The following is a 24858-nucleotide window of genomic DNA, read 5'->3' on the forward strand; positions in this document are numbered from 1 at the left end:
CCACGGGACGGGCCTCGACGCTTCAACGCGGAGGCCCGTTCGTGCCAACCTCGGCCTGGTCCTCCCAGTCGTCCCACGCCACATCATTGATCTCGAGATAACGAGAAACGGCAACTCCGATCGTTGGAAAGAAGTATTTCTCGCCTAGCTGCGCGAACAAGCCAAATCGCTTCAGCTTGTCCTTCACGGGGTCCTTGAGCTCGGCAAAGCACAGCTCAATCCCCTGCGCGTGCAGCGCTTCATCGAGTTCAGCGACCACATCGCAGGCCGTGACGTCGACGCTCGTGACCGGCTCTGCCGCAACCACCAGCCAGCGCACGGGCGTCGGCGATGTTGCTACGGCATCCCGAATGCGTTCCTTGAAGAATTCGGCGTTGGCAAAGAACAGAGGCGCGTCCCACCGAAACAGGACCAGCCCTGGGATTCGGCGTGCATCCGGATATCTTGTGATGTCGTGATAGCCTTTGACGCCGTGGGCGCGACCCAATACGGCGGAATGCGGGCGCCAACCGTCCCAGAGGAACTCGGCGATGGCGATGGCGATTGCCAGCCCTATTCCTGGAATCACTCCGAGCACTGCAACACCGACAAAGCAGACGATCGCCAACCAGAACTCCCACCGCTGAATGCGATAGATTCGTTTCAGGTCGGCGACCTCGATCAAGCCGATCGCCGAGGTGATGACCACGGCAGCCAATGCAGCGCTCGGCAAATGCTGAAGAAGGTTTGGCGCCGCTAGCAAGAGCGCAGCGATGGCAAGCGCGCCAACGACGCTGGTGAGTTGGGTGCGCGCGCCGGCCGCTTCCGCAACGGGTGTACGCGAACTGCTGCTGCTGATCGAGAATCCCTGAAAAAAGCCGGTCGCCAGATTGGCGACGCCGAGGCCGACCAACTCCTGGTTGGGATCGACCCGCGTCCCCAATCGTGCGGCATAGGCCCGTGAAAGCACGCTGGTATCCGCGAATGATATCAGCGCTATCGCACACCCGCCGACCAGCACGGGGACCATGTCGCCGTAGCTGATCCAGGGAACGACAAATCCAGGCAGCCCCTGAGGAAGGGGACCCAGGACCTTCACGTCATAAGGCGCCGCGAGGCCCAGCGCGCCGACGACAACCGTCGCGCCAAGGACCGCTATCAGAATGCCTGGGAGCCGCTTGTTGTTCTTGAGAAGCAGGATCACGATCAAGGTGCCGAGCCCGATCCCGAACGCGACCCAGTTTGTCCGCCCATCGCGGATTGCGCCGACGATCGCGAGCAAACTTCTAAGGGGTCCTTCGCTCTCAATCGAGAAGCCCATGAGCTTCGGCAGCTGGCTGATCAATACGGTCAACGCGATTCCATTCATGTAACCGTAGCGTATTGGCTTGGAGAGAAGCTCGGTCACAAAGCCCAGGCGCGCGACACCCGCCAGAATGCACACCACCCCCGAAACGATCGCCATCATGCCGGCGAGCGTCGCGGCCCGCAGCGGATCACCACCGGACAACGGAGCGACAACGCCGAGGATGACCCCTGCCAGAGCAGAGTCCGGACCGAGGACGAGAATACGGCTTGGGCCGAACAACGCATAGACCAACAGCGGCACGATCGTTGCGTACAGACCATAGATCCCAGGCAACCCCGATGCCGCCGCGTAGGCAATTCCGACCGGGACCAGCATTGTCGCCAGGACGATCCCGGCGAAGATATCGTGCGGAAGCCACGCAGCCTCATATCGACGAAGAGTGTCGAGCCCCGGCAACCAGTGGATCCAATGCTTCATCGACGATCACCCCCAAGCCCGGGCGGGCTCGTTGACCGCGCTTGATGCGCTGGCCGAGATCGGCGCGGCTGGAATCCAGCGTAGGCTAATACGCCGTTGGCAGGCTGAACAGTGGCGCGGTGTCACGCGAGCGACGCAGAATGCAGTGCAAAACCGACGCGCCGTCCACCGCGCCGCCAATGCCGAGAGCAACATGCAGAATTGTACGGTCACACGAAACGGGCCTCGGCGAATTCTCGCCGCGGCCCTGACGTGGCGGCCTCAGTGCATGTGACCAATCAGATAAATGCCGCCACCGATCACGAGAACAGCGGGCACGGCCCAGAGAATGAAGACTGGTGGCATGATGACCTCCCTCAGTTCGACGTGCAGACCTTGACGGTCTTCATGCCAGCCTCGGCCTCGGTGCGCGACTTGTAGATGGTGCCGGCCGGGCCGACGACGGTCATCGACGATTCCGTCGGCTTCCTGTCGACGACGGTGCATTTCTTCGTCTTGACGTCCTGGACGACGTAGAACTCGTCGACAGCGAACGCTGGCGTGGCGAAGGCGGCGATCATCACCGCCGCGGTTGCGATTCTCAGTTTCATTGTTCCTCTCCTCCAATTGTCGAACCTGCTGGTTTCGGCAATTCGACAACGGGAAAAAATGGCAGATCGTTCCTTCGCCGATGTTCCCGAGGGATCATTGCTCGCAGCGAGCGACAGCAGCGGCGCGAAACTCACCCCGATACGGACACGGAATGCAGCGCAAAATCGCTCGACCGGGATTTTCCGGCAAACCGGAAAACCCGTGGCGCAACGCGGAGGCTGCCCGTATGCTCTTGCTTGATCCGGCGGCGTCGCGCCGGAACCAGGGCGCCCGCGTTGTCAAAGTTCACTCTGCCCGTACGGCTCGCGCTCCTCGTCATGGGGACGATGCTGCCCTTGATCGTCTTCGCCGTCGGCATCGTTTTCTATAACTACGCTCAGGACCGTAGCGACGCGAACCGCCGCGTGCTGGAAACGGTACGCAGCATCCGCCTGGTGCTCGATGCCGAGGTGCAGCGGATGACCGGGGGTTTGCAGGTGCTGGCGCTGACCAACGCGCTGCGCGGCGGTGACTTCCTGAGCTTTCGCCGCATCGTCTCGGGTTTTCTCGAGCAGTACGGCAAGGACGGCGTCGTGCTGGTCTCCGACCGCAAGGGGCATCTGTTGTTCTCGTCGGTGACGGAGGACACGGCCGGCCTGCCGCCCCGCAACAACACCGAGATCGTGGAGAAGGTCTTCGCAACCAAGCTGCCGCAATATTCCGACCTGTTCCTCAGCGCGATCAAGCAGCGCCAGGTCGTGACCGTCGAGGTCCCCGTGTTGCGCGATGGCGAAGTGATCTACGCCCTCACCTTCAGCCCACCGCTCGATATCTTCCAGACGCTGGTCGAAAAGCAACGGCCCGATGAGCACTGGACGGTATCGCTGCTGGACAGCAAGGGCATCGTATTCGCACGCGCGCCCAACCCGGGCGACACGTTCGGCAAGCGCGCCACGTCCTCGCTCTATGACGAGATGTTCCGCAAGGGCGAGGCGTCCTTGTCCGCGGTCTCGCTCGACAATATTCCGCTCAGTGCTGCCTATACGCGGTCGCGGATGACAGGCTGGACGGTTGCTGCCGGCGTCGCCGAGAGCTCGCTGGTCGCGCCGCTCTGGCGCAACATCGCGATCACGAGCCTGATCGGCGGCGTGCTCCTCCTGACCGGGCTTGCCTTCGCCTTGCGGATGGCCGCCACCATCGCGCGCGGCGAGATGCTGCACGATCTGCTGATCGAAGAGCTCAACCATCGCGTCAAGAATACCCTCGCCTTGATGCAGGCGATCGCTGTGCAGTCGTTCCGCAGCGCAAGCCGCGACGAGCGCACCAAGTTCGAGGGGCGCCTCGGCGCGCTCGCGGAAGCGCACAATCTGCTCAGCCAGGAGAAGTGGCAGGGCTCGGACCTGAAGGACGTCGTTGCCCGCGCACTGGACCCGTTCCTGCTGAGCAATCCAGACCGGATCCGGATGAACGGACCAGCGGTGCCGCTGTCGCCGCGCCTCGCCGTCGTGCTGTCGATGATCGTGCATGAGATGGCAACCAACGCCGCCAAATACGGCGCGCTATCCAACGAGACCGGGATGGTGACACTGGACTGGGAGGTCACCGCGGCTGCGCCCAAGCCGCGGCTGCGGCTGATCTGGACCGAGAGCGGCGGACCGCCGGTGACCGCGCCTGTGCAACGTGGCTTCGGCTCCCGCCTGATCGAGCGCAGCGCGCGCGATCAGCTCGGCGGCGAAGCGACCGTGGATTTCCTGCCACCCGGCGTCGTCTACACAATCACCTGCGCGCTGGACGAGCCGCGGTAGCGAATGGGCCTGCTTTGCATCCGATATTCTTGTTGTCCGGCCTCAGGCCTTGACCGGTCCTAACCGATCGACTGGAGCACCGGAAAGGTCTCGAGCAGCCAGATGCTGATGTTGCTGATCGCGCCTGTGAGAAAGAAAACGCCGGTGATCACCATGAGCACGCCCATGGCCCGCTCGACATTGACGAGGTGGCCCTTCATGCGCGCGAACAGCGCCGAGAACTGCTCGATCAGGAGCGCTGCGATCAGGAAGGGAATGCCGAGCCCGGCGGAATAGACCGCGAGCAGGCCAGCCCCCTTGGTCACCGTCGCCTCCGCCGCGGCGATCGAGAGGATGGCCGCGAGGATCGGCCCGATGCACGGCGTCCAGCCGAAGGCGAAGGCGAGCCCCATGACGTAGGCGCCCCACAGACCGACCGGCTTGGGGATCGGTAGCCGCCCTTCCCGCATCAACAGGTTGATGCGCGTCAAACCGAGGAAGTGCAGGCCCATCACGATGATGACGACGCCGGCGAGGATCGAGAGCTCGGCCGACCAGGCGCGGATCACGCTGCCGATCAGCGAGGCGCTGGCACCCAGCGCAATGAAGATGGTCGAGAAGCCAAGCACGAACAGCAGCGCCGACATCATGACCGCGCGCCTGGAGGCGGACGGCCGCTCGTCGCTCTCGACGTGCTCGATCGTGGCACCGGTCAGATAGATCAGATAGGGCGGAACCAGGGGCAGGACGCAGGGCGAGAGGAAGCTGACGAGGCCGGCAAGCAGCGCCGCCGTGATAGAAACATTTTGCATGATGCAGTCGGGGCCATCTCAAGGCCCGCACCGTGCGCACGGGGAGCGCGCCGGAATTTGGGCCTAACTGGCCCTTGGTGTAGCCGATGCAGGGCAATGCGCAACAGAGGCGCTGGAAACCAGGGCTCCTCCCGATGCCGCCTGTGATCACAGATGCGGCATCGGGACGCTCACAAATCTCGCGGATGCGAGAGAGGGCGGCGCGGTTATTTCACCACGCGGAGCAGCGGACGCCGGGGCTGGTCCTGCGTCTGCTTGGAACGGGAGGCGGATTCGCTGGCAGCGCCCCGCAGCATTTCGTCGCACAACGCCCGAAGCTCGGCATTGTCGACGCCTTTGAGTTTCATGCGCAGATCGAGGATGGCGATCGAGAGCAACTCGACCGTCTCGCGGACCTGGTTCTCACCGAGAACCCGACGGCACTCCTCGAGCGTTTCGAGCACCGACTGCAATTGTTCATCTGAATGCGACACCGGAGTTCTTTCGTTAGGTCAACCTGTGAGAATGAATGGCAACGATCCCCGCGGCCCGTAGTTGCGCGCGAAGATAGCACGACGAATCCAAGCCTTCGAACACGATTTCAGCGCGTCCAGGCTCGAAAATCGCAGTTCCATTGCAAGAAAAGCGTTGCGTGATCGCCCGAGCACGGCGCGTCAGCATGATTGATTTTGTCGGCAATGATGATTCCGCAGTAGCCAGCCGGAAGATGGGCGCGAAGCCGGACCTGCGACCCGCGCCCTCCGATTTCGGAGAGCCCGATATCCGCGCAGTGCTCTCAAGGCTCGCAACTGAACGCACGCGATACCCCTCATCCGGACGATCGACCGTCCGATTCCCAGTCCCTGGCGCACTCTAATACCACCCACGACGCGGTAAGTATGGCCTCAAAACTAGCCACCCCCGCAACCCGCCGTGGTTGTGGTTTGCCCAAGATTCTGCCAGTTTAGCCAGCTGAAAGGACTTGTATGCACCTCACGGCGGAAAGGGGCGTTCCTCTGGAAGAACGCCAAAAAGCACTCCTCGGCGGCCTCTCGGATTGGGACGCGGCCAGGATATTCCTTGAGGTCGTGCGCTGTGGCAGCTTCCGCTCCGCTGCTGAGCGCCTTTCGCTCTCCATTAATGCCGTCCGTCGGAAGATCGACGATTTCGAGCGCCAGATCGGCGCCACCCTGTTCACCCGGGACGTGCATGGCACCCGGTTGACGGATGAAGGAGCGATGGTGGTCTCGGCCGTGGAGCGGATGGAGGCCGCGACCTTCGACGTGCTGCGCGCCAGCGATACGCTCGCCGGCACGTCCGGCGAGGTGCGGGTCGCCGTCACCGAGGGACTCGGCACTTTCTGGCTGGCGCCGCGGCTGGTCGAATTCCAGCAGAGCTATCCGAAAATCCTTGTCGACCTGCACTGCGCGATGCGCTCTGCCGATGTCTCCCGGCACGAGGCCGACGTCGCCATCCATCTGTCGCGTCCCTCAGCGCTCGACATCAAGCTGGTGCGGCTCGGCCGCATGCATCTGATGTTCTGGGCGGCCGAAAGATACATTGAGAAACATGGCGCGCCGCTTACAGCTCACGAATTGGTCAAGCACCGCCTGGTGCTGCAATTCGCCGACCAGATCGCCGCCAAGGAAACGTTCGAGAGCTTCTTCCCGGGCGTTGCGGAGCGTGACCTTCTGGTCATGAAGACCAACGTCTCAAGCGCCAACTACTGGGCTGTCGCGAACGGCGCCGGAATCGGCGTATTCCCGAGCTATGCCATCGCGCTTGGCGGGAAGTTGATGCCACTGGAGGTCGCGTTGAACCGACCGCTGGATATCTGGTTGTCCTACCATCCCGGTAGCGGCCGGATTCCAAGGGTGCGGCACATGATTGACTGGCTGATCGAAGCCTTCAATCCGGCTCGCTTCCCGTGGTTCAAGGATGAATTCGTGCATCCGCGCGAATTCAAGGAAGTGTACATGGGCGAACCCCTGACCCAACTCTTCGGGGGATTTTCAACCGAAGAACGGTGAGAAAAAGTATGAAAACAGCGGCGAAGAGAATGAAGCAGCGCAGTGCCGGCAAGCCGGACATTGAGCTTGGCAAACGGATCAGATTGCGGCGGGTCGAGATGAAAATCTCGCAGGCTGAGCTTGGCGAGAAGCTGGGCGTCAGCTTCCAGCAGGTCCAGAAGTACGAAAAGGGCGTCAATCGTGTCGGCGCGGCCCGTCTGCAGCAGATCGCTTCGGCGCTCGACGTGCCCGTGACCTTCTTCTACGACGGCGACAACAAGGCTCGCGAAGTCGAGAGCCTGCTTTTCCTGGACAGCGCCTTCAGCCTCCGGCTGCTGCGCGCCTACAGCAAGATCAAGGACCAGACGGTACAGCGTCAGCTCGTTTCGCTGATGGAATCGATCGCGGCCAACGAAAGCTGAGCGATCGACGGCCGGGCAGTCGGCCGTCCATCGGATTCGATGTTCGATCCGCCGCGTCGCGGGGGCGCGGCTGGATTGGACGGGACTTCGCCGCGCGCCTGACGCGCGGCTTTTGCTTTTTTGGGCCTCCCTCGGACGGGCCCTACGGATCTTCGTCACTTTCCGTCACTTTTCACGAACCGATCCGGGCCGTCGAACGACCAAATCGAGGGCGGATGGGCCGGGAAGCCTGCGTTTAATCCGACAGCAAGGCCCATGCCCTAGCCTGCCGCCGCCTCGCGAATCGCCGAAAGCCGCGCCCGCGGCACTGCTGCAAGAAGACCATCATGCGAGCGCCCGCCCGGGCCTCGTTTTTCCAAGGGAAGATCAGAAACATGTTGAAGCGCCAAGCCATCGTCGTTGCGGTTGGCCTGCTCGCGAGCGCCTCGGCCCTTGCGCAAACCGAAACCACCGGCCAGCCCGGCCCCGCCAAGCCTGCCACCGCAGCGCCGGCCGGCACGACGCCCGCGACGGCCAATCCGGCCCACACGGCAGCGTCGAAGCCAGCTACAACACCTGCCTCGACGGCGGAGTCACGCTCGGCCGCCGCGCTTGCGCTGTCGCATGAGCCGACCTTCGACGAAGGCTCGGCCCAGCGGATCAAGGACGCCGCACTGAGCTACTCCGACCTCGCCGTGCGCGGCGGCTGGCCCACACTCCCTGCGGACGCGAAATTCGCGGCTGGCACGCAGGGACCCAATGACGAGTTGCTGCGCAAGCGCCTGATCGCCTCCGGCGATCTCGCCGGCGACAAGGCAAGCGGCGCCTTCGACGAGACGCTGGCCGAAGCCGTCAAGCGCTTCCAGGCACGCCATGGTCTCGCCCCGACTGGAACGGTGACGCCGCGCACGATCGCTGCAATGAACGTCCCGGTGCAAAAGCGCATCCGGCAGCTCGAGGCCTCGCTGGAGCGGCTCCAGAACACCAACTTCGGCTTCGGGCAACGCTACGTCGTGGTCAACATCCCCGCGGCCTTTGCCGAGGCCGTCGAGAACGACGTCGTGGTGCGGCGCTATCGCGTGATCGTCGGAAAGACAGAGAAGCCGTCGCCGACACTGACGGCCGAGATCACCGGCGTCGTGCTCAACCCGACCTGGACCGTGCCATCCTCGATCGCCAAGACCGAAATCTCCGCGCATATGCGCAAGGATCCGACCTATTTGTCGCGCATGCACATGGAAGTGCTCGACGGCCACGACAATCCGATCGATCCGCATTCGGTCGACTGGTCGGGCACGCACACGCCGAACTTCACCGTGCGCCAGCAGAACGGCACGTTCAATGCGCTAGGCGCGGTCAAGATCGACATGCCGAACTCCTATTCGGTCTACATGCACGACACCAACCAGCGCAATCTGTTCAGTGACGACTACCGCTTCGATTCCCACGGCTGCTCGCGCGTCGACAATGTCCGCGATCTCGCGGCCTGGCTGCTGAAGGACCAGCCGAAGTGGAATCGCGCCGCGATCGACGCGGAAATTGCCACTGGACAGCATCTCGAGGTCGCCATGGCGAAGAAGGTCCCGGTGGCCTGGATCTATCTGACGGCGTGGATGACCAAGGACCAGACCATCCAGTTCCGCAACGACGTCTACAACCAGGACGAACAGCTCCTGGAGGCCACGGCCGAGGAGACCGCGTTCTTCAGCAATGCCGCCAATCATCCGCTGACCGCGCATATGGCGCAGTAGGCGCCGCACGGCCGCTCAACCAAAATCCGCAAAACAACCCCATGCAAAGTAGCGAGACGGTCGACGATTGATTACTGATTTAGCGAAATTCCCTTGACGCGTCGGGCAAATCAGGGGTAATAGTCGATCATCGCGCAACCTCAAAAAGACAACCGTGGTCCGCTCAGGAATGGGCGCGCCACGGTTGACCTCGCCGCAGCGCCTGCCGCACATTGCCATCCCCAACGCGAGCAGGTGCGCGATGCCAGACGTCTTCCAGACGGACACTTCCTTCGCCGACGGCAAGATCCTCAAATCGTCCGCCGACGGCGTCGGCGTGGTCACCTTCAACAATCCCGACAAGCGCAATGCGATGTCGCTGGAGATGTGGGAGGGATTTGGCCAGGCGCTGACGAGCTTGCGCGACGACGAGGCGGTGCGCATGGTGATCCTGCGCGGCGCCGGCGGCAAGGCTTTCGTATCGGGAGCCGATATCAGCCAGTTCGAGGAGCAGCGCCACAACGCGGCCGCCTCCGAGGACTACGCCAAGCGCAGCGCCGCGCAACGGGCGTTGCTCGCCGGCTACCCCAAGCCGACGATCGCCTGCATCCAGGGATTCTGCCTCGGCGGCGGCATGCAGGTCGCAATGCTCGCCGATATCCGCATCGCCGCGGCAAGCAGCCAGTTCGGAATCCCCGCGGCAAGGCTCGGCATCGCCTATGGCTATGACGGCTTGCGCCACCTCGTCTCGCTGGTCGGTCCGTCCTGGGCGCGACTGCTGATGTACACGGGCATGCGGATCGACGCGGCGGAAGCGCTGCGGATCGGGCTCGTGGAGCGCGTGATCCCCGACGATGAGCTCTGGGGCGAGACCATGGCGATCGCCAAGACGATTTCCGAGAATGCGCCGCTCGCAATCAAGGCCGCCAAGGTCACTATCGCAGAGGTGCTGAAGGACGAAAGTCAGCGCGACATGGACGCGATCAAGCAGGTCGGTACCGCCTGCATGGACAGCGAAGATTTTCGCGAGGGCCGCCGGGCCTTCATGGAAAAGCGCAAGCCGCAGTTCCGGGGGCGGTGACGACTGCCTCTTTGATCGGATTGAGCCGCCGCTAGCGCAGGGCGAATTGGACTCGCGCTCGCTCTACATCCTCCGTCGTTGCGAGCACAGCGAAGCATCCAGTCTGATTTCGCGGGAAGATTCTGGATTGCTTCGCTGCGCTCGCAACAGCAATGACGTCGTGGATACCAGTGAGCGTCACAATCACGGCGTCATCGCCCGACTCGATCGGGCGATCCAGTACGCCGCAGCAGTGTGATGATTCTCGACGTCTCTGGAATACTCGATTCCCCGCATTCGCGGGGAATGACCGCGCGCGTATGAGACGTAGGGCTAAGTCTAGCCGCAATTTGGAACCGCTCGCACATCAGAGTGAACCGATATTCAGGAAGATTAAATTCCTGTCGAGCCCGCTCGCATATTGCAACCAACTGATGGCACGACGGTTCTCTCGGCACCAACGAGGGAGATTGTGATGAAACTCAGGTTTGCTGTACTTGGCCTGGCGGCCATGGGCGGTGTCGCGCTCGCGTCAGGGCAGGCTCTGGCGGCAATGCCAAACGGCATTCCGCAGGCCGATCGTATCGCCAGCGGCCCGGCCGCCAATGTCGATCAGGTGCGCATGGTGTGTAACGCCTGGGGTCGCTGTTGGTGGCGCCCGAACTATTATCACGCCTACGGCTTTTATGGTCCGCGCCGCTTCGGACCTCGCCCATGGGGCTGGGGTCACCGTCACTGGCGCCGCTGGTGAATGATGAAGGGGCCAATGGCCCCTTTTTCTTGTCAAAGCGCCCTGATTAGGACGATTAGAGCGGAGCCTGGCCTAATCGAAGCGAGTTGGACGGAGGCCAGGTCGACAATCTCCTGAAAGCTCACATCAGTTCATCTTCTTGCGGAGCCTTTCCGCGATCTGACGTTGCGATTCAGCGTATTCTTCCACGATCTTTCGCGCTACTTCCGTGAGCTCTGTATTCTCTTGCTCGCTCGGCGGCTTCTTGTCGTCATCATCCATTGGCACTCCTCCTCGCCGCCGTAACGGCACAGGAAGAAAGTCGTTCCTATTGGGCACGAGAGGGATCAGATGCCGCCGTCATGAACGTTCTCCATGTTGCCCCGGGGGCCGACGCAGGAAGACGGTTGCGTTTGATCCAACTCTTGAAATTAATCGCAGGCGATGCGGCGCCTGTGCGCCCGCAGCAGTCCAGCGGCCTATCCGAACCGCGCATTTGACTACGTCGCCCCGGAGCAGTGCTCTCCTGCCAATCGGGATGTGCTATGATCCGGTGAGGGCCTAGGGGACCCGTCGGCATCCTGCTTCGTCATTGTGTGCAACCGGCATGCTCAACAATCCCATCATCGTGCAAAAATTCGGCGGCGTTTGTCTTGAAACACCGGCAAAGATCCGTGCGGTTGCAGGTAGTTTGGCCGATTTGCGCAGCCGTGGTTATCGCGTCGTGGCGATCGTTTCAGCGATGGGTAAGGCCACCGACGACTTGATCAGGATGGCTTATCAGGTAAGCCCGCATCCCAACCGCCGTGAACTGGATATGTTGCTAACGACCGGCGAGCGCATCAGCATGTCCTTAATGAGCATGGCACTGTCCGACCTCGGCGTGCCGGCCATTAGCTTCACCGGCAGTCAGGCCGGAGTGATGACCGACGAATCCCATTCCTCCGCGCGCATTTTAGATGTGCGGCCCAATCGCGTGCTCGAGGAACTCGGTCGCGGACGTATCGTGGTTCTGGCGGGCTTTCAGGGCGTGAATCCGGTGACAAAAGAGATCACCACGCTAGGTCGCGGCGGCAGTGACACCACTGCGGTCGCCATGGCCGCGGCGCTAAAGGCCGAGTGTTGCGAAATTATCAAGGAGGTCGATGGAGTTTGCTCAGCCGATCCACGCATCGTGCCGAATGCAGCGCCATTGCGTCAGCTGGATTTCGGGTGTCTATCCGAAATGTGCTTTTGGGGCGCCAAAGTTCTGCATTTTCGTAGCGTAGAGCTGGCACAAAGCCAAAACGTGGTATTGAGTCTGAAAAAATGGGGCGGCGCCGAATACAGCACGCAAGTGATCAAAGAGGTTGTCGGAATGGAAACGGGAAAAGCCCTGGCAGTCAACTCGATGGCACGCATCGAACATGTAGAGATCGACTCGATGGATCTCAATCAGGGCTTTGAGAAATTCGCCCAACATCTCAAAGAACACGACTTGTCTTGGCCACAACTCCTCGCCTCGGCTTTCGCCGCCGGAAAAACGCGCATTATGCTGTCTAGCGATTCGGAATCGCTCGACACTTTGCTGCGCACGCTCGAGCAGAGCAACGAATTACGTAAACATCGTGAGACCTTAAGCTCGGTGAGCCTCACTTGCTTCGGCGCCGTTTCTTCAGCTTTGCCATTCAAGGCGATTCAGATTCTGCAACAGCACGGAATCATCGTCGACAAGTATGTTCTTTCCCCCCATTCGGTAAATTTGTTCGTTCCTGTGGAGAGCCGGGAGGCCGCAGTCAAGGCTTTGCATTCGCTGATCTAAACAAGCGTCCGCGATGCCACCACTGAGACAGCCCTACGCACATCGCCGAAGGAGGCTTCCCTACGAAGGTGCCCACATCACCGGGCCCCACGGCTGAGCGTCCGCCCAGGCCTTCGCGTCGTCAAGAGTGAGACCTTCTCCGCCGCCCGGTCGGCAACTATAGTCGCAGCCATCCGAAGTTTTCGGGATGGGGGCATTCTCGTCCAATCGATCGTCTTCATCGTATCGCGAAGATGCAAAGCGGGCTGGCTTGGCAACAATTTCTATTCGTCGCGGGACTGCCCCATCATAGAGCCAAGTCCCTGTCGCGACTACTTTGTACGCCTCATCGACCATGTTACGCTCGGAGGAGAACTAGGACATGGACACAATAGAACTTGATGCTCAATTAGGACACATGAAACTTGCGGCCCATCCTTCGAGACGCCCGCTTCGCGGGCTCCTCAGGATGAGGTCTTGTTTCGCGGCGAGTTTAGACCCTCATGGTGAGGAGCCCGCCAAAGCGGGCGTCTCGAACCATGAAGGCCGAGCACTCACAACGCCGCAAGCACCGCTTTCGCGATGGCGGCGGTACCGTTATTGCCGCCGAACTCGATCGGCTTGATGCCGCTCGCATAGACCTTGTCGACCGCGCGCTCGATCTGTTCGCCGGCCTCCGTGGCGCTTTCCAAACCGTGCTTGTCGGCGAGCCAGTCGAGCATCATCGCCGCCGACAGGATCATGCCCGTGGGATTGGCCTTGCCCTGCCCCATGATGTCCGGCGCTGTGCCGTGGCAGGGCTGGAATACGGCATACTTGTCGCCGATGTCGGCCGACGGCGCCATTCCCATGCCGCCGATCAGGCCGGCGGTGAGGTCGGAGAGGATGTCGCCGAACATGTTCTCCATCACCATGACGTCGAAATCCCAGGGTCGCTTCACCAGCATCGCCGAGCAGGCATCGACATAGAGGCGGTCCGCCTTCACTGCGGGGTGGCGCTTGGCCGCCTCGTCGAACATGTCGCGGAAGAAGGCAAACGCCTTGAACACGTTCGCCTTGTCGACGCACGTCAGCCCGCCCGGCTTGCCCCGCGCCTTGCGTCGTTCGGCGAGCCGGAAGGAGAATTCGAACAGACGCTCTGACGTCTTGCGCGTGATGACCAGCGTCTCGCGTGCGTCCTCATGCGTGACGATGCCCTTTCCCATCGACGCAAACAGACCCTCGGTGGACTCACGGATGACGACGAGATCGATGCCGCGCGCATCTGCGCCGACAATCGGGCTCGGCACGCCCGGGATGAGGCGCGCCGGCCGCACGCCGGCATAGAGATCGAAGTGAAAGCGCAACTCGACCTGCGGCATGATCTCGGTGTTATCGGGATAGCGCACCGACGGCAGGCCGCAGGCCCCGAGCAGGATGGCGTCCGCCTCCTCGCACAGCCGGACCGTCGAATCCGGCATCGACTTGCCGGTGGCGAGATAATTGTTGGCGCCGGCCGGCGCCTCGGTCAAGCGGAAGCCGAGCCCTGCCTTCTCGCCGACCTTGCGCAGCACCTCCAGGGCCGGCGCCATGACTTCGGGACCGATGCCGTCACCGGCGAGCACGGCAATGTGGAAGGCGTTGTTTGCGGACATGGGACGTTCCTACTCTCTCATCGTCATGCCCGGGCTTGTCCCGGGCATCCACGTTTCTATGCCGTTTCCTTGGCCGGACGTGGATGGCCAGGTCAAGCCCGGCCATGACGAGCAACAAACAGCGGGCGTCAAGGCGTCAGCACCGTGCGTCCAACCACCGCACCCTGCTGCAATTGCACGAGCGCGTCGTTGGCCTTGTCGAGCGGCAATGGCGTCACCGGGATCGGCGGCACTTTCCTTGACCGAACAAGGTCGAGCAATTCCTGCGTCTCGCGCAAATTGCCGACATAGCTGCCCTGGATCGTCACCGCCTTGATCGGGATCAGCGGCAGCGCCCAGGTGGCGCCGCCGCCGAACAGGCCGACGATGACGAGCTTGCCGCCCTTGGTCAGGCAGTCGAAGCCGAGCTGCGTAGTGGCGGCGTTGCCGACGAGATCGATCACCGCCCGGATCGGGCCGCCAGCCTTCCTGGCGAGCTGCTCCAACGCGTCCGGCGCCTTGGGATCGACGGTGGCGAGCGCGCCGACCTTCTCGGCCGCCTCGCGCTTCTTCGCATCGATATCGACCATGATCGCGCCCTTGCCGCCCATCGCCTTGAGCAGCGACAGCGCCATCAGGCCGAGGCCGCCGGCGCCGAACATCACGATCGGCGTGTCGAAATACTGCTCGACCTTCTTCAGCGCGCTGTAGGTGGTAACGCCCGAGCAGGCGTAGGGCGCGGTGGTCGCTGGATCGAGTCCCCTGAGATCGAGAAGGTAACGCGGATGCGGAACCAGCATGTGATCGGCATAGCCGCCGTCGCAATAGACGCCGATCGAGCGCGGCGTCAGGCACATGTTCTCGTCACCGGAAAGACACGCCGCGCATTTGCCGCAGCCGATCCAGGGATAGACGAGACCAACATCGCCCTTGTTCAGGTCCCCCTGATCTGACGGCTTCACGTCGGGACCAAAGGCCAGGATCTCTCCGACGGTCTCATGGCCCATCGTCAAGGGCAGCGCGATGCCGCGGTCCTTCAACGACAACGGCTTGCGGCCATGACCGAGATCATAGCCGCCTTCCCAGATGTGCAGGTCGCTATGGCAGACGCCGGCCGCCTTTACCTTGATCAGCACCTGCGTGCCCGAGGGCTGCGGCGTCGGCTCATCGAATTCCTTCAACGGCGCTTTGAAATCGGCGACCTTGAAGCTCTTCATGGCGTATCTCCCGCCCACTTCTTGTTTCGAGCGTCACCATGCCATGTCCGGCGTTGCAAAACAAACGGCGCCGTCGCGAGGTTACGTCAACGGATGATGGCAAGCCGCGAGCTGGCCCGGCGCGACCTCGCGCAGCTCCGGCATCTCCGCTGCGCATCGCTGATCCGCGCGCGGACAGCGGGTGCGGAAGCGGCAACCGGACGGCGGCGCGATCGGCGATGGCGGCTCACCCGCGGCGACGCTTTCCGCTGGCCGCATGTCGGGATCGGGAACCGGAATGGCCGCAAGCAGCAGTGCTGTGTAGGGATGCGCGGGCTTTGCGAACAATTGCTCTGATGGTCCGACCTCGCAGAGGCGTCCGAGATACATCACGGCGACCCGGTCGCTGACGGCTTTGACCACCGCCAGATCGTGCGCGATGAACAGCAGCGTGAGGCCGAACCGCGCCTTCATCTCCTCCAGCAGATTGAGGATCTGCGCGCGGATCGAGACGTCGAGCGCCGAGACAGGTTCGTCGCAAACGATGAATTCGGGATTGAGCACCAGCGACCGCGCAATCGAGATGCGCTGGCACTGCCCGCCGGAGAATTCATGCGGCAGGCGGCCGACCACGAGATCGGGATCGAGGCCGACCGCGGCCAGGACCTCGTGGACGAGCTGCCTGCGCTTCTCCGCATCCTTGATGCCGGCTATGATCAGCGGCTCTGCGACGATGTCGCCGATGCGCCGGCGCGGATTGAGCGAGGCGATCGGATCCTGGAAGATGAGCTGGACGCGACGCCGCATCTTGCGCAGCGGCTCGCCCTGCATGGCCGTCAGGTCCTCGCCGTCGAACAGCACGCGGCCGGACGTTGCGCGGCGCAGTTGCAGCACCGCGCGCCCAAGCGTCGACTTGCCGCAGCCGGATTCGCCGACCAGCCCCACCGTCTCGCCGCGCGCGACCTCGAGGCTGACGCCGGAGACCGCATGCACGGTCTTGTTGCCGAGGCCATATTCGACGACCAGATTGTCCACTTTCAGCAGCGGCTCGTCGGACTGCGCGTCGTTGGCGACCTGCATCATGCGTCAAGACCTTCGGCCATCTGGATCGGATGGAAGCAGGCGTAGAGGTGTCCAGGCATTTCGGCGCCTGTCAGTTCCGGCTTCGCCTGGTGGCAGCGGCCGGCGGCATAGCGGCAGCGCGGCGCGAAGGAGCAGCCCGGCAACGGCCGGGTCGGATCGGGCGGGCGGCCGGAGATCGCCGGCAGCGGCGTATGCGGCGCGGTTTCGAGCTTCGGGATCGCGGCCAGCAGCGCCTCGGTATAGGGCATGTGCATCCGCTTGAAGAGCGCAGGCGTCGGCGCGCGCTCGACAACCCTGCCCGCATACATCACTGCAACCTCGTCGGCACGGCCTGCGACGACACCGAGATCATGGGTGATCAGAATCATCGCCATGTGGCGGCGGCGCTGCTCGCGCGCCAGGAGATCGAGGATCTGCGCCTGGATGGTCACGTCCAGCGCCGTCGTCGGCTCGTCAGCGATCAGGAGTTTTGGCTCGCAGGACAGCGCGATGGCAATCGCGATGCGCTGGCGCATGCCACCGGAGCATTGATGCGGATATTGCGCGAGCCGCTGCTCCGGCGCCGGGATGCCGACGGCCGCGAGCAGCTCGATGCTGCGCTTTCGCGCAGCCGGCGAATCGAACTCGAGGTGCTCCTGGATCGTCTCCATCAGTTGCGTGCCGATGGTCAGTACAGGGTTGAGCGAGGTCATCGGATCCTGGAACACGACCGCGACATCGCGCCCGCGCAGCCGCCGCAAGCTCTCCGCATCGAGCCGCACCAGATCCTGGCCGTCGAACATGACGCGCCCGGTGAGCTTCGCCTTCTTCGGCAGGAGCTGGAGGATGGCGCGCGACAGCATGGTCTTGCCGCAGCCGGACTCGCCGACAATACCAAGAGTGCGGCCCGCCTCCAGCGCAAGATCGACATGATCCACCGCACGCAGATTGCCGCGTGGTGTCGGCAGCTCGACCGCAACGTCCTCGATCGACAATAGCGGCACGCTCACAGCGCCCCCTGACGCGGGTCCGTGAGTGCCCGCAGGGTGTCGCCGACCAGGTTGAAGGCCAGGACGGTGAGGAACAGCGCGGTTGCCGGCAGGAAGGCGAGCCGCGGCGCGATATCGAGACTTTCGCGCCCCTCCCCGATCATGCTGCCCCAGCTCGCCATTGGCGGCGGCACGCCTAATCCCAGGAACGACAGCGCGCCCTCGACCACGATGGTCACGGCGACGGCGAGCAGGAAGAACGCGAGCAGTGGCAAGATGACGTTGGGCAACAGCTCCCGCAGCAGGATGCGCGCATGCGTGGCGCCGAGCGCCTCGGCCGCGATCACGAATTCGCGGCGCGCCAGCGTCAGCGTGGAGGCACGCGCCACCCGCATGAAGGCGGGAATGCCGAGCACACCCAGAATGAAGGTGAGATTGGGGATCGACTGGCCGAGATAGGCGGTCACCGCGAGCGCAAAGACCAGCGGCGGAAAGGCGAGCAGCACGTCCATGCTGCCGACCACCAGCGTCTCGAAGCGGCCGCGGAAGTAACCGGCGAGCAGGCCGAGCGCGCCGCCGACGGTGAGGCCGATCATCGGCGCAAACAGCCCGACCGTCAGCGAGACGCGTGCGCCGAAGACCAGACGCGCGAGCTCGTCGCGGCCGAGGCCGTCGGTTCCGAGCCAGTGCTCGGCCGAGAACGCGGCTCTGCGTTCCAGCATGTCCATGTCCACGGGGCTTTGCAGCGGCAACAGCGGCGCCAGGATCGCGAGCGCAAAGACCAGGGCAAGCCAGGCGACCGCCAGCCAGAACAACAGGCCGAGTCGTCGCTTGCGGCGCACCGGCTCGGACGCTGCCTCATCCCGGAGCGAGAGCTCAAGCGTAGCCATGGCGGATCCTGGGATCGAGGACGGCGTAGAGCATGTCGACGATGAAGTTCACGATGACGAAGCCGGATGCGACCAGCAGCACCACGCCCTGGAGGATTATGAGGTCCCGGGTGTAGATCGCGCCGACCAGGAGCCGACCCAAGCCCGGCAGTGCAAAGATCGATTCCACGATCAGCGTGCCGCCGATCAGGCGGCCGATATTGATGCCGGTCACGGTCACCAGCGTCAGCGACGAGGGCTTTAGCGCATGCACGAACAGGATACGCGACGGCTTCAGGCCTTTGGCCTTGGCGAGCGCGATGTAGTCCTCCTGCAATGTGGCGATCATGTCTGAGCGCAGCACGCGCATGATGCCCGGCCATTCGGCGAGCGCCAGCGTCAGCGCCGGCAGAACGAAGAAACGCAGATTGGCGAGCGGGTCCTCGGTGAACGGCACGTAGCCGGTCGCCGGCAGCCAGTGCAGCTCCACCGCGAACAGGTAGATCAGGAGGATCGCCGACAGGAACGACGGCAACGACAGCATGGCGAACGCGCCGCCGGTCATGAAGCGGTCGAACGGGCCGCCGGCGCGCGCGGCGCAGACGATCGCAAGCGGCACACCGATCAACAGTCCCAGAAATTCGGCGAGCAGCATCAGCTCGATCGAGACCGGCACCCGCTCGGCGACCGCCTGGAGCACCGTCTGCCCGGTGCGGAAGGAGCGGCCAAGATCGCCCTGAAGCACGTGGCCGAGCCAGCTCAGATATCGCCACCACAGCGGCTGATCGAGCCCCATGTCATGGCGAAGCGCTGCGACCTTCTCCGGCGTCGCCTGGTCACCAAGGATGACGTAAGCGAGATCGCCAGGCAGAAGCGAGGCGATCAGGAAAGTGAGCAGCGAGACGGCAGCCAGGACCGGCAGGAGATGAACGAGGCGCCGAATGACGAAGGCGAGCATTTGCGCTCAGTCCAGCCAGGTGTCCGAAACGTCGATCACGCCGTTATAGATTTTCGGAAAGCCTTTCAGCTTTGCGCTCGAGAGCGCGTAATAGGTGTTCTGGAAGGTCCAGAACCAGATCGCCTCCTTGTTGATCAGACGGCTGATCGCGCAATAGTCCTCGATGCGCTTATCGGTATCTGCGGTGACGCGCGCATGGTCGAGCAGCCGGTCCAGCTCCGGATCGGAAAAATTGGCGAGCGCGAGCGGGCTGCCGCTGTGGAAGTTTGCGTACATCTGCGGATCGGGATCGGCGAGGTCGACGATGCGCCACGGCGTCAACTGGAATTGACGCATGAAGGCGCGCGGTGGGATGGTCGCCTGGTCGACCTGTTCGATCTCCATATTGGCGCCGACCCGTTTCCAGAATTGCTGGAGCACCTGGCCGATCATGCGGCCGCGCGGCGTCGCAGTGGCCAACATCTTGAAGTCGACCGGCTTGCCGTAGTCCTTGAGCAGCGCCTTGGCCTTCTCGACGTCGAAAGGCAGCGCGCCGTCATCCTTGCATTTCACCCAGGAGCCGTCGCCGTAAGGGTTACTCGCCGGCCGGCTCAGGCCGTTGCTGATCGCCTGCGACATCTTCGGCCGGTCGATCGCCATCACCAGCGCCTGCCGCACGCGGACGTCGTCGAAGGGAGCGGCCTTGGTATTGAAGGCGGAGACCTGCGCGCCCGACCCCTTGTAGGTGTGCACGGTCAGCTTGGGGTCCTTCTGCGCCTTCATGATGTTGTCGGCGTCGTACTCGTCGTCCCAGATGATGTCGGCTTCGCCCGATTGCAGCGAGGCGAACCGCGACTGCGCATCCGGCAGCGGCTTCAGGATAATGCGATCGAGATAGGGATGGCCCTTGTTCCAGTAGTCCGGGTTCTTCTCCAGCACCATGCGATCGCCCGCAGTCCATGATTTCAGGATGTAGGGACCGGTGCCGACGGGATTGCGGTTATAGTCGTCGCCCTTGGTTTTCCACGCGGTCGGCGAATGCACGACGTTGTTCTGACTCTGGATGCTGATCACCGCCGGCAGATTCACGGAAGGATCGGTGAGGTTATAGACGATGGTGTATTCGTCAGGCGCCAGCACCTCCTTGACGTTGGTGATGTAGAAGGCGCAGCGGCACTTGTTGGCGGGATTCTTCTGCCGGTCGAAGTTTTCCTTGAAGGCCTGCGCGTTGAACGGCGTGCCGTCGTGGAACTTCACGCCCTGGCGCAGCTTGAAGGTCCAGCTCTTGTAGTCTTCGGAATGGGTCCAGGACACAGCGAGCTTTGGCGCGGCCTCGCCCTTGTCGTCGAGCGTTGTCAGCGTGTCGAAGATCGCCGCCGCTGCGGTGAAGGTCGAGGTGTCGTAGACGCCGACCTTGAGCGGATCGAAGCCTGGAATATCCAGCTCCTGGCCCATCGTGATGCTACCGCCGGATTTTTGCGCGAGCGCGGGCTGCACCAGCGGAACAATGGCGAATGCCGTGACAAGGAAAATCGGCGCGAGGCTGCGCGCCGCGGCAACTGCGTACGTCATTGTTCCCTCCCGAGATCTTCGTCCGATGTTTCGGATCGCTCGTGACGTCAGGCGAGATTGGCGAGAATCGCTGCCCTCGGCAAGAGGAACGCGTGCAAGCTGCTACGACGCAGACTTCACTTGACGATGCGAAAGTGCGCGGCCTTCGCTCACGTTTTGCCTGACGGAATTAACTCTTCGCGCGAGCGATTGCCTCCAGCAGAGCGTCCGTGTGCTCGCCCAGCGCTGCGATGCGCTTGCCGGGCGTCGTGTCCGCGCCCGACATCCGGAACGGCAGATTGAGCACCTGGAAGGAGCCACCCTCGTCTTCCACGTCCGACAGCGCCTGGCGATGCATGAGCTGCGGATCGCACAACGCCTCGGCGACGGTGCGATAGGCCGAGGCCGGCACGCCCTCGGCGCCGAGCTCTGTGAGACATTGCTCCGTCGTGATCTGCCGCGACCAGGCTTCGACGCCGTCCATCAGGTCAGCCCAGTTGTCGCGCCGCACGCCATAGGTGCAGAAGCGGGAATCGGAAATCCAGTCCCGCCGGCCGATCACCTTCATCAAAGACTGAAAGGTCTTCTCGCTCGCGATGGTGATCATGACGTAGCCATCGGCCGTCTCGGTCGGACCGAACATCGGACGCGGCGGCGGCTTCACCTCGAATTGCGAGCTCTGCAGCTCTATCACCGTGAGCGTCAGCATCGACTCCAGCATCGAGACGTCGATGTGCTGGCCAACGCCCGTGAGGATGCGCTGGTATAGCGCCGACGCAATCGCGCCGAAGCCATAGGTTCCGGTGACGACGTCGGCATGATAGATTCCGCAATAATCGGGGCGGTTGCGGCCGGGCTGGTAGGCGAGATGCGCCATGTCGTAGCCGGATGCTGCGTGGATCACCGGCGCATAGGCTGGCAACTCCGCCGACGGGCCGGTCTGCCCGTAGCCCGAGATGGAGCAGTAGATCAGCCTCGGATTGAACGGGCGGAGCGTATCGTAATCGAGCCTCAGGCGGCGCATCACGCCGGGTCGGAAATTCTCGACCAGGATGTCGGCGGTGGCGACGAGGCGCCGCTCCTCCGACTTCAGGTCGAGCACCACACTTTTCTTGCCGACATTGAGCTGGCCGAACACGGTGCTACAGCCGTTGCGCACCGGCGGGCGCGTCCGCATCGTCTCGCCGCCGTCGGGCTCGATCTTGATGACTTCGGCGCCCATGTCGGCGAGCATCCGCGCGCAATGGGGACCGGCGATGGTGGTCGAAAAATCCAGCACCCGCAGGCCGGCAAAGGCCTTTGTCGTCGTCCCCTCATGCTTGTCTGCTAGCTGCATCCCCGGAGTCCCCCTTTAGGAACCACGCGCGTTCTTGCCTGTTGATGCGCCGACCCTAGATGGCAGCGGCCCGGTAGGAAAGTCTTTACCCGAACGGCAGCTTCCAGGGGCGGGCTTGGAATTCCGAGGGCAACTGGACCCGATCTTGCATAGCAGCAAACGGGCTCGGAAGAGGGCAGCTGTTCTTGAGGGTCTTATTCGTCACGACAGAGATGGACGATTTTGTCCGCGTCGGCGGACTCGGCGCCGTTTCTGCTGCACTCCCGAGAGCGCTGCGCCCCTTCGCCGATATCCGGATCATGCTGCCCGGCTATCGCGACATCATCGAACAACTCACGCATATTCAGATCGTTGGCCGCTGTCCGGCGTTGGCGGAGATGCCGGCCTGCACGCTGGGCCGGGCCGCGACGCGCGACGGCCTACCGGTCTATGTGCTGCTCTGCTCGCAGCTCTACGACCGTCCCGGCAATCCCTATGGCGACGAAACCGGGCGCGACTGGCCCGACAACGACATCCGTTTTGCGCGCTTGGCGTCGGCAGCCGCTGAACTTGCGACGGGCAACCTGGACAAGAATTGGGCAGCAGACCTGATCCATGCCAATGACTGGCAGGCTTCGCTCGTGCCGGCCTATCTGGCCTGGCGCGGCTCGAAGCTGCCGTCGATCCTGACCATCCACAATCTCGCTTATCAGGGACTCTTTCCGAAAGACGCGCTGCGGCGGATCGGCGCACCCGAGAGCTCCTTCCACATTGACGGCATCGAGTTCTACGATCAATTGTCCTTCCTGAAGGCGGGCCTCGTCTACGCCTCGCACCTGACGACCGTGAGCGCGACCTATGCGCGCGAGATCACCACGTCGGAATTCGGCTGTGGCCTGGAAGGCCTGTTGCGCATCCGCGCCGAGGCAGCCGAGCTCACCGGCATCCTGAACGGAATAGATGAGAGCTGGGACCCCCGTTACTGCGCGCAGCTCGCCCAGCAATTCGGTGCCGGCGACTGGGCCGGCAAACGGGCCAACGCGGACTATGTGCGCAAGCAATTCGGCCTCGCGGTGTCGCGCGGGCCGATGTTCGGCATCGTGGCGCGGCTCGTCCATCAGAAGGGCATCGATCTCGTGCTATCCGCGGCCGACGAGATCATCGATGCCGGCGGGCAGATCGTCGTCACCGGTTCCGGCGAGCCGGCGCTCGAGCAAGCCCTGATCAACGCCCATCGCAGGCGGCCAGATGCGATCGGCGTCGCGATCGGCTTCAACGACGCGCAGGCGCGGCGCATCTTTGCCGGCAGCGATTTCACGCTGATGCCATCGCGGTTCGAGCCCTGCGGGCTCAGCCAGATGTACGCCCAGCGCTTCGGCTCGCTGCCGATCGGCCATCAGACCGGAGGGCTTGCCGAAACCATCACCGACGGCGAGACCGGCTTCCTGTTCGCGCAGCCCTCTTACGAATCCTTCCTCGGCGGCGTTCGTCGGGCTTTCTCGACCTTCATGGCCCAGGAGCGTCTCGACTCCATGCGCCGCACCGCCATGTCGCGGTCGTTTAGCTGGAACATCTCGGCTGCATGTTACAGCGCGCTGTATCGCAAGATCGCGTCGGCCTGAGGCGGCTTCATCCGATCGAAGACCGTCCGATCCAGGCCCTGTTGAGGCATCGCGTCATCCAACCGGGTTTTGGCCTCCCGCGCAGCCGCGCTTGGGCTTCCTGATACGGACCGACATAGCGCAGGCGGGCCGGCAGCCGGGGGTAGATGTGTCGTATCCACTTGAGCGCGCGGTCCGCCGCCCTGTCGTCGGCTTCGTCACAAGCCAACCCAAAACCCGCGACCAGTTGTTCGGGCAACATCCGGACTGTCAGTGCCCGGTACCATTTGGGTGGCCGTAGCCAGGATCGTCCGACGCCCCCGAGAATTTGACCGGCCACCTCGCGCGCCGCGGTGCCGACGGTCAAAACCTCCGAGCGGGTCATGGCTTCAATGTAGGCGCGAAAGGATTGCCAATCCGCCGGCAGGTCGCTCGGGGTCAGCCCGAACATCGCTGCGAACAGCCGGCATTCGGCCCAGTATCGCTCGCGCTCGTCGGCCGAGAACGGCGGGAAGACAAGGTCGTGCGCCATGACCGCGCTCTCGACGAGCGTGGCGTGAACCCAGCGCAGCGCCGCGACTTCATTGGCACAGTAGTGCGAATTCGCTTCAAACGACCCGATGGCATCCGGCAAGCGGCCGACGATCATGGCGTGACGGCGATGCAGCTTGCGGGAAGCCGTCAGCGCCTGATCGAGCGAGCCGAATACCATCGTAAACATGACATCGAAGGTTCGATGGAAGCGACCGATCGGATCGGCGAGCGTCCTGGAGTGCTCGGCAATGGCGGCAGCGACCCATGGATGGGCCAGTTGAAGCAGCAGCGCACGGCCGGCTCCGAGAAAGATCACGGCCTCTCGGTCAATTCGCCAGGTCAGTGAGGCCGGTCCAAAAATACCCGCCGTCGATCCAGCTGCCTTGCTCCTGATATGATCGAGCGCAGACTCCAGGTCGTTCTCGGAAATCACTTTGCAACATCCGCTTGGGGCCAATTGCGAAGGTCACGCGGATGAGCTGAATGGACTGCCCCGCGCTACTCCGCTGCGACCGGCAGGATATCAGGATTATCGTGCAACACCACTGCGCACGATGCCGCCGCGCGATCT

General features: G+C 63.2%; 22 protein-coding genes. 8 read left to right on the forward strand and 14 right to left on the reverse strand.

Annotation, left to right across the window (positions count from 1 at the left end; genetic code table 11):
• Positions 1-22 precede the first annotated feature (22 nt).
• Both SO140_RS04470 and SO140_RS04475 read right to left on the reverse strand, forming a co-directional pair.
• Positions 23-1765 (reverse strand): SulP family inorganic anion transporter, encoded by a 1743-nt coding sequence (locus SO140_RS04470; RefSeq protein WP_474798154.1) that lies wholly within the window; start codon positions 1763-1765, stop codon positions 23-25.
• A 356-nt stretch (positions 1766-2121) separates the two neighbouring features.
• Complete coding sequence (locus SO140_RS04475; RefSeq protein WP_449379503.1) at positions 2122-2355, reverse strand: hypothetical protein; 234 nt, start codon at positions 2353-2355, stop codon at positions 2122-2124.
• Positions 2356-2682: 327 nt separating this feature from the next.
• On the opposite strand from SO140_RS04475, the gene SO140_RS04480 reads away from it, so the two are divergent.
• The gene (locus SO140_RS04480; RefSeq protein ID WP_449379543.1) at positions 2683-4140 is read left to right on the forward strand and encodes a sensor histidine kinase; all 1458 of its coding nucleotides are present in this window, start codon (positions 2683-2685) and stop codon (positions 4138-4140) included.
• A gap of 59 nt (positions 4141-4199) precedes the next feature.
• Here SO140_RS04480 and SO140_RS04485 read toward each other — a convergent pair whose 3' ends face one another.
• Entirely contained in the window at positions 4200-4931 is a 732-nt protein-coding gene (locus SO140_RS04485; RefSeq protein ID WP_449379504.1) for a cytochrome c biogenesis CcdA family protein, read from the reverse strand.
• Between the two features lie 206 nt (positions 4932-5137).
• Complete coding sequence (locus tag SO140_RS04490) at positions 5138-5374, reverse strand: hypothetical protein (RefSeq protein WP_449379544.1); 237 nt, start codon at positions 5372-5374, stop codon at positions 5138-5140.
• 522 nt (positions 5375-5896) lie between these two features.
• Between SO140_RS04490 and SO140_RS04495 the strand changes: the two genes are divergently transcribed.
• The 5 genes from SO140_RS04495 (at position 5897) to SO140_RS04515 (ending at position 10861) form a co-directional block, all read left to right on the forward strand.
• The gene (locus tag SO140_RS04495) at positions 5897-6940 is read left to right on the forward strand and encodes a LysR family transcriptional regulator (RefSeq protein ID WP_449379505.1); all 1044 of its coding nucleotides are present in this window, start codon (positions 5897-5899) and stop codon (positions 6938-6940) included.
• A gap of 29 nt (positions 6941-6969) precedes the next feature.
• Positions 6970-7341: a helix-turn-helix domain-containing protein gene (locus tag SO140_RS04500; RefSeq protein ID WP_020608151.1), complete on the forward strand. Its 372-nt coding sequence runs from the start codon at positions 6970-6972 to the stop codon at positions 7339-7341.
• Positions 7342-7715: 374 nt separating this feature from the next.
• Positions 7716-9071 carry a L,D-transpeptidase family protein gene (locus SO140_RS04505; protein ID WP_449379506.1) on the forward strand — a complete coding sequence of 452 codons (1356 nt, stop codon included), beginning with the start codon at positions 7716-7718 and terminating at the stop codon, positions 9069-9071.
• Between the two features lie 241 nt (positions 9072-9312).
• Complete coding sequence (locus tag SO140_RS04510) at positions 9313-10131, forward strand: enoyl-CoA hydratase (RefSeq protein WP_449379507.1); 819 nt, start codon at positions 9313-9315, stop codon at positions 10129-10131.
• Between the two features lie 454 nt (positions 10132-10585).
• Complete coding sequence (locus SO140_RS04515; protein ID WP_449379508.1) at positions 10586-10861, forward strand: hypothetical protein; 276 nt, start codon at positions 10586-10588, stop codon at positions 10859-10861.
• Between the two features lie 126 nt (positions 10862-10987).
• Here the strand turns inward: SO140_RS04515 and SO140_RS04520 are convergent, their stop codons facing one another.
• Positions 10988-11122, reverse strand: coding sequence for a hypothetical protein (locus tag SO140_RS04520; RefSeq protein ID WP_449379509.1), 135 nt, complete (start codon positions 11120-11122; stop codon positions 10988-10990).
• A 325-nt stretch (positions 11123-11447) separates the two neighbouring features.
• Here SO140_RS04520 and SO140_RS04525 point away from each other — a divergent pair, with 325 nt between their 5' ends.
• Positions 11448-12641, forward strand: coding sequence for an aspartate kinase (locus SO140_RS04525; protein ID WP_449379510.1), 1194 nt, complete (start codon positions 11448-11450; stop codon positions 12639-12641).
• Positions 12642-13174: 533 nt separating this feature from the next.
• Here SO140_RS04525 and SO140_RS04530 read toward each other — a convergent pair.
• The 8 genes from SO140_RS04530 to SO140_RS04565 form a co-directional block, all read right to left on the reverse strand.
• Positions 13175-14254 carry an isocitrate/isopropylmalate dehydrogenase family protein gene (locus tag SO140_RS04530; RefSeq protein WP_449379511.1) on the reverse strand — a complete coding sequence of 360 codons (1080 nt, stop codon included), beginning with the start codon at positions 14252-14254 and terminating at the stop codon, positions 13175-13177.
• Positions 14255-14382: 128 nt separating this feature from the next.
• Positions 14383-15450, reverse strand: coding sequence for an alcohol dehydrogenase (locus SO140_RS04535; protein ID WP_449379512.1), 1068 nt, complete (start codon positions 15448-15450; stop codon positions 14383-14385).
• 81 nt (positions 15451-15531) lie between these two features.
• Positions 15532-16512, reverse strand: coding sequence for an ABC transporter ATP-binding protein (locus tag SO140_RS04540; protein WP_449379513.1), 981 nt, complete (start codon positions 16510-16512; stop codon positions 15532-15534).
• Positions 16509-17501: an ABC transporter ATP-binding protein gene (locus tag SO140_RS04545; protein WP_449379514.1), complete on the reverse strand. Its 993-nt coding sequence runs from the start codon at positions 17499-17501 to the stop codon at positions 16509-16511. The genes SO140_RS04540 and SO140_RS04545 overlap by 4 nt, the downstream gene beginning before the upstream one ends.
• Positions 17498-18370: an ABC transporter permease gene (locus SO140_RS04550; RefSeq protein ID WP_449379515.1), complete on the reverse strand. Its 873-nt coding sequence runs from the start codon at positions 18368-18370 to the stop codon at positions 17498-17500. Before SO140_RS04550 ends, SO140_RS04545 begins: the two co-directional genes overlap by 4 nt.
• On the reverse strand, positions 18357-19307 hold the full coding sequence (locus tag SO140_RS04555) for an ABC transporter permease (protein ID WP_449379516.1): 951 nt from the start codon (positions 19305-19307) through the stop codon (positions 18357-18359). Before SO140_RS04555 ends, SO140_RS04550 begins: the two co-directional genes overlap by 14 nt.
• Positions 19308-19313: 6 nt before the next feature.
• Positions 19314-20858 (reverse strand): ABC transporter substrate-binding protein, encoded by a 1545-nt coding sequence (locus tag SO140_RS04560; RefSeq protein ID WP_449379517.1) that lies wholly within the window; start codon positions 20856-20858, stop codon positions 19314-19316.
• Positions 20859-21027: 169 nt separating this feature from the next.
• Positions 21028-22173 carry a CaiB/BaiF CoA transferase family protein gene (locus SO140_RS04565; protein ID WP_449379518.1) on the reverse strand — a complete coding sequence of 382 codons (1146 nt, stop codon included), beginning with the start codon at positions 22171-22173 and terminating at the stop codon, positions 21028-21030.
• Between the two features lie 185 nt (positions 22174-22358).
• On the opposite strand from SO140_RS04565, the gene glgA reads away from it, so the two are divergent.
• Positions 22359-23774 (forward strand): glycogen synthase GlgA, encoded by a 1416-nt coding sequence (gene glgA / locus SO140_RS04570; RefSeq protein ID WP_474798162.1) that lies wholly within the window; start codon positions 22359-22361, stop codon positions 23772-23774.
• Between the two features lie 7 nt (positions 23775-23781).
• Here glgA and SO140_RS04575 read toward each other — a convergent pair whose 3' ends face one another.
• Positions 23782-24720 carry an oxygenase MpaB family protein gene (locus SO140_RS04575; RefSeq protein WP_449379520.1) on the reverse strand — a complete coding sequence of 313 codons (939 nt, stop codon included), beginning with the start codon at positions 24718-24720 and terminating at the stop codon, positions 23782-23784.
• Positions 24721-24858 lie beyond the last annotated feature (138 nt).

The organism is Bradyrhizobium sp. UFLA05-108, assembly GCF_059803455.1.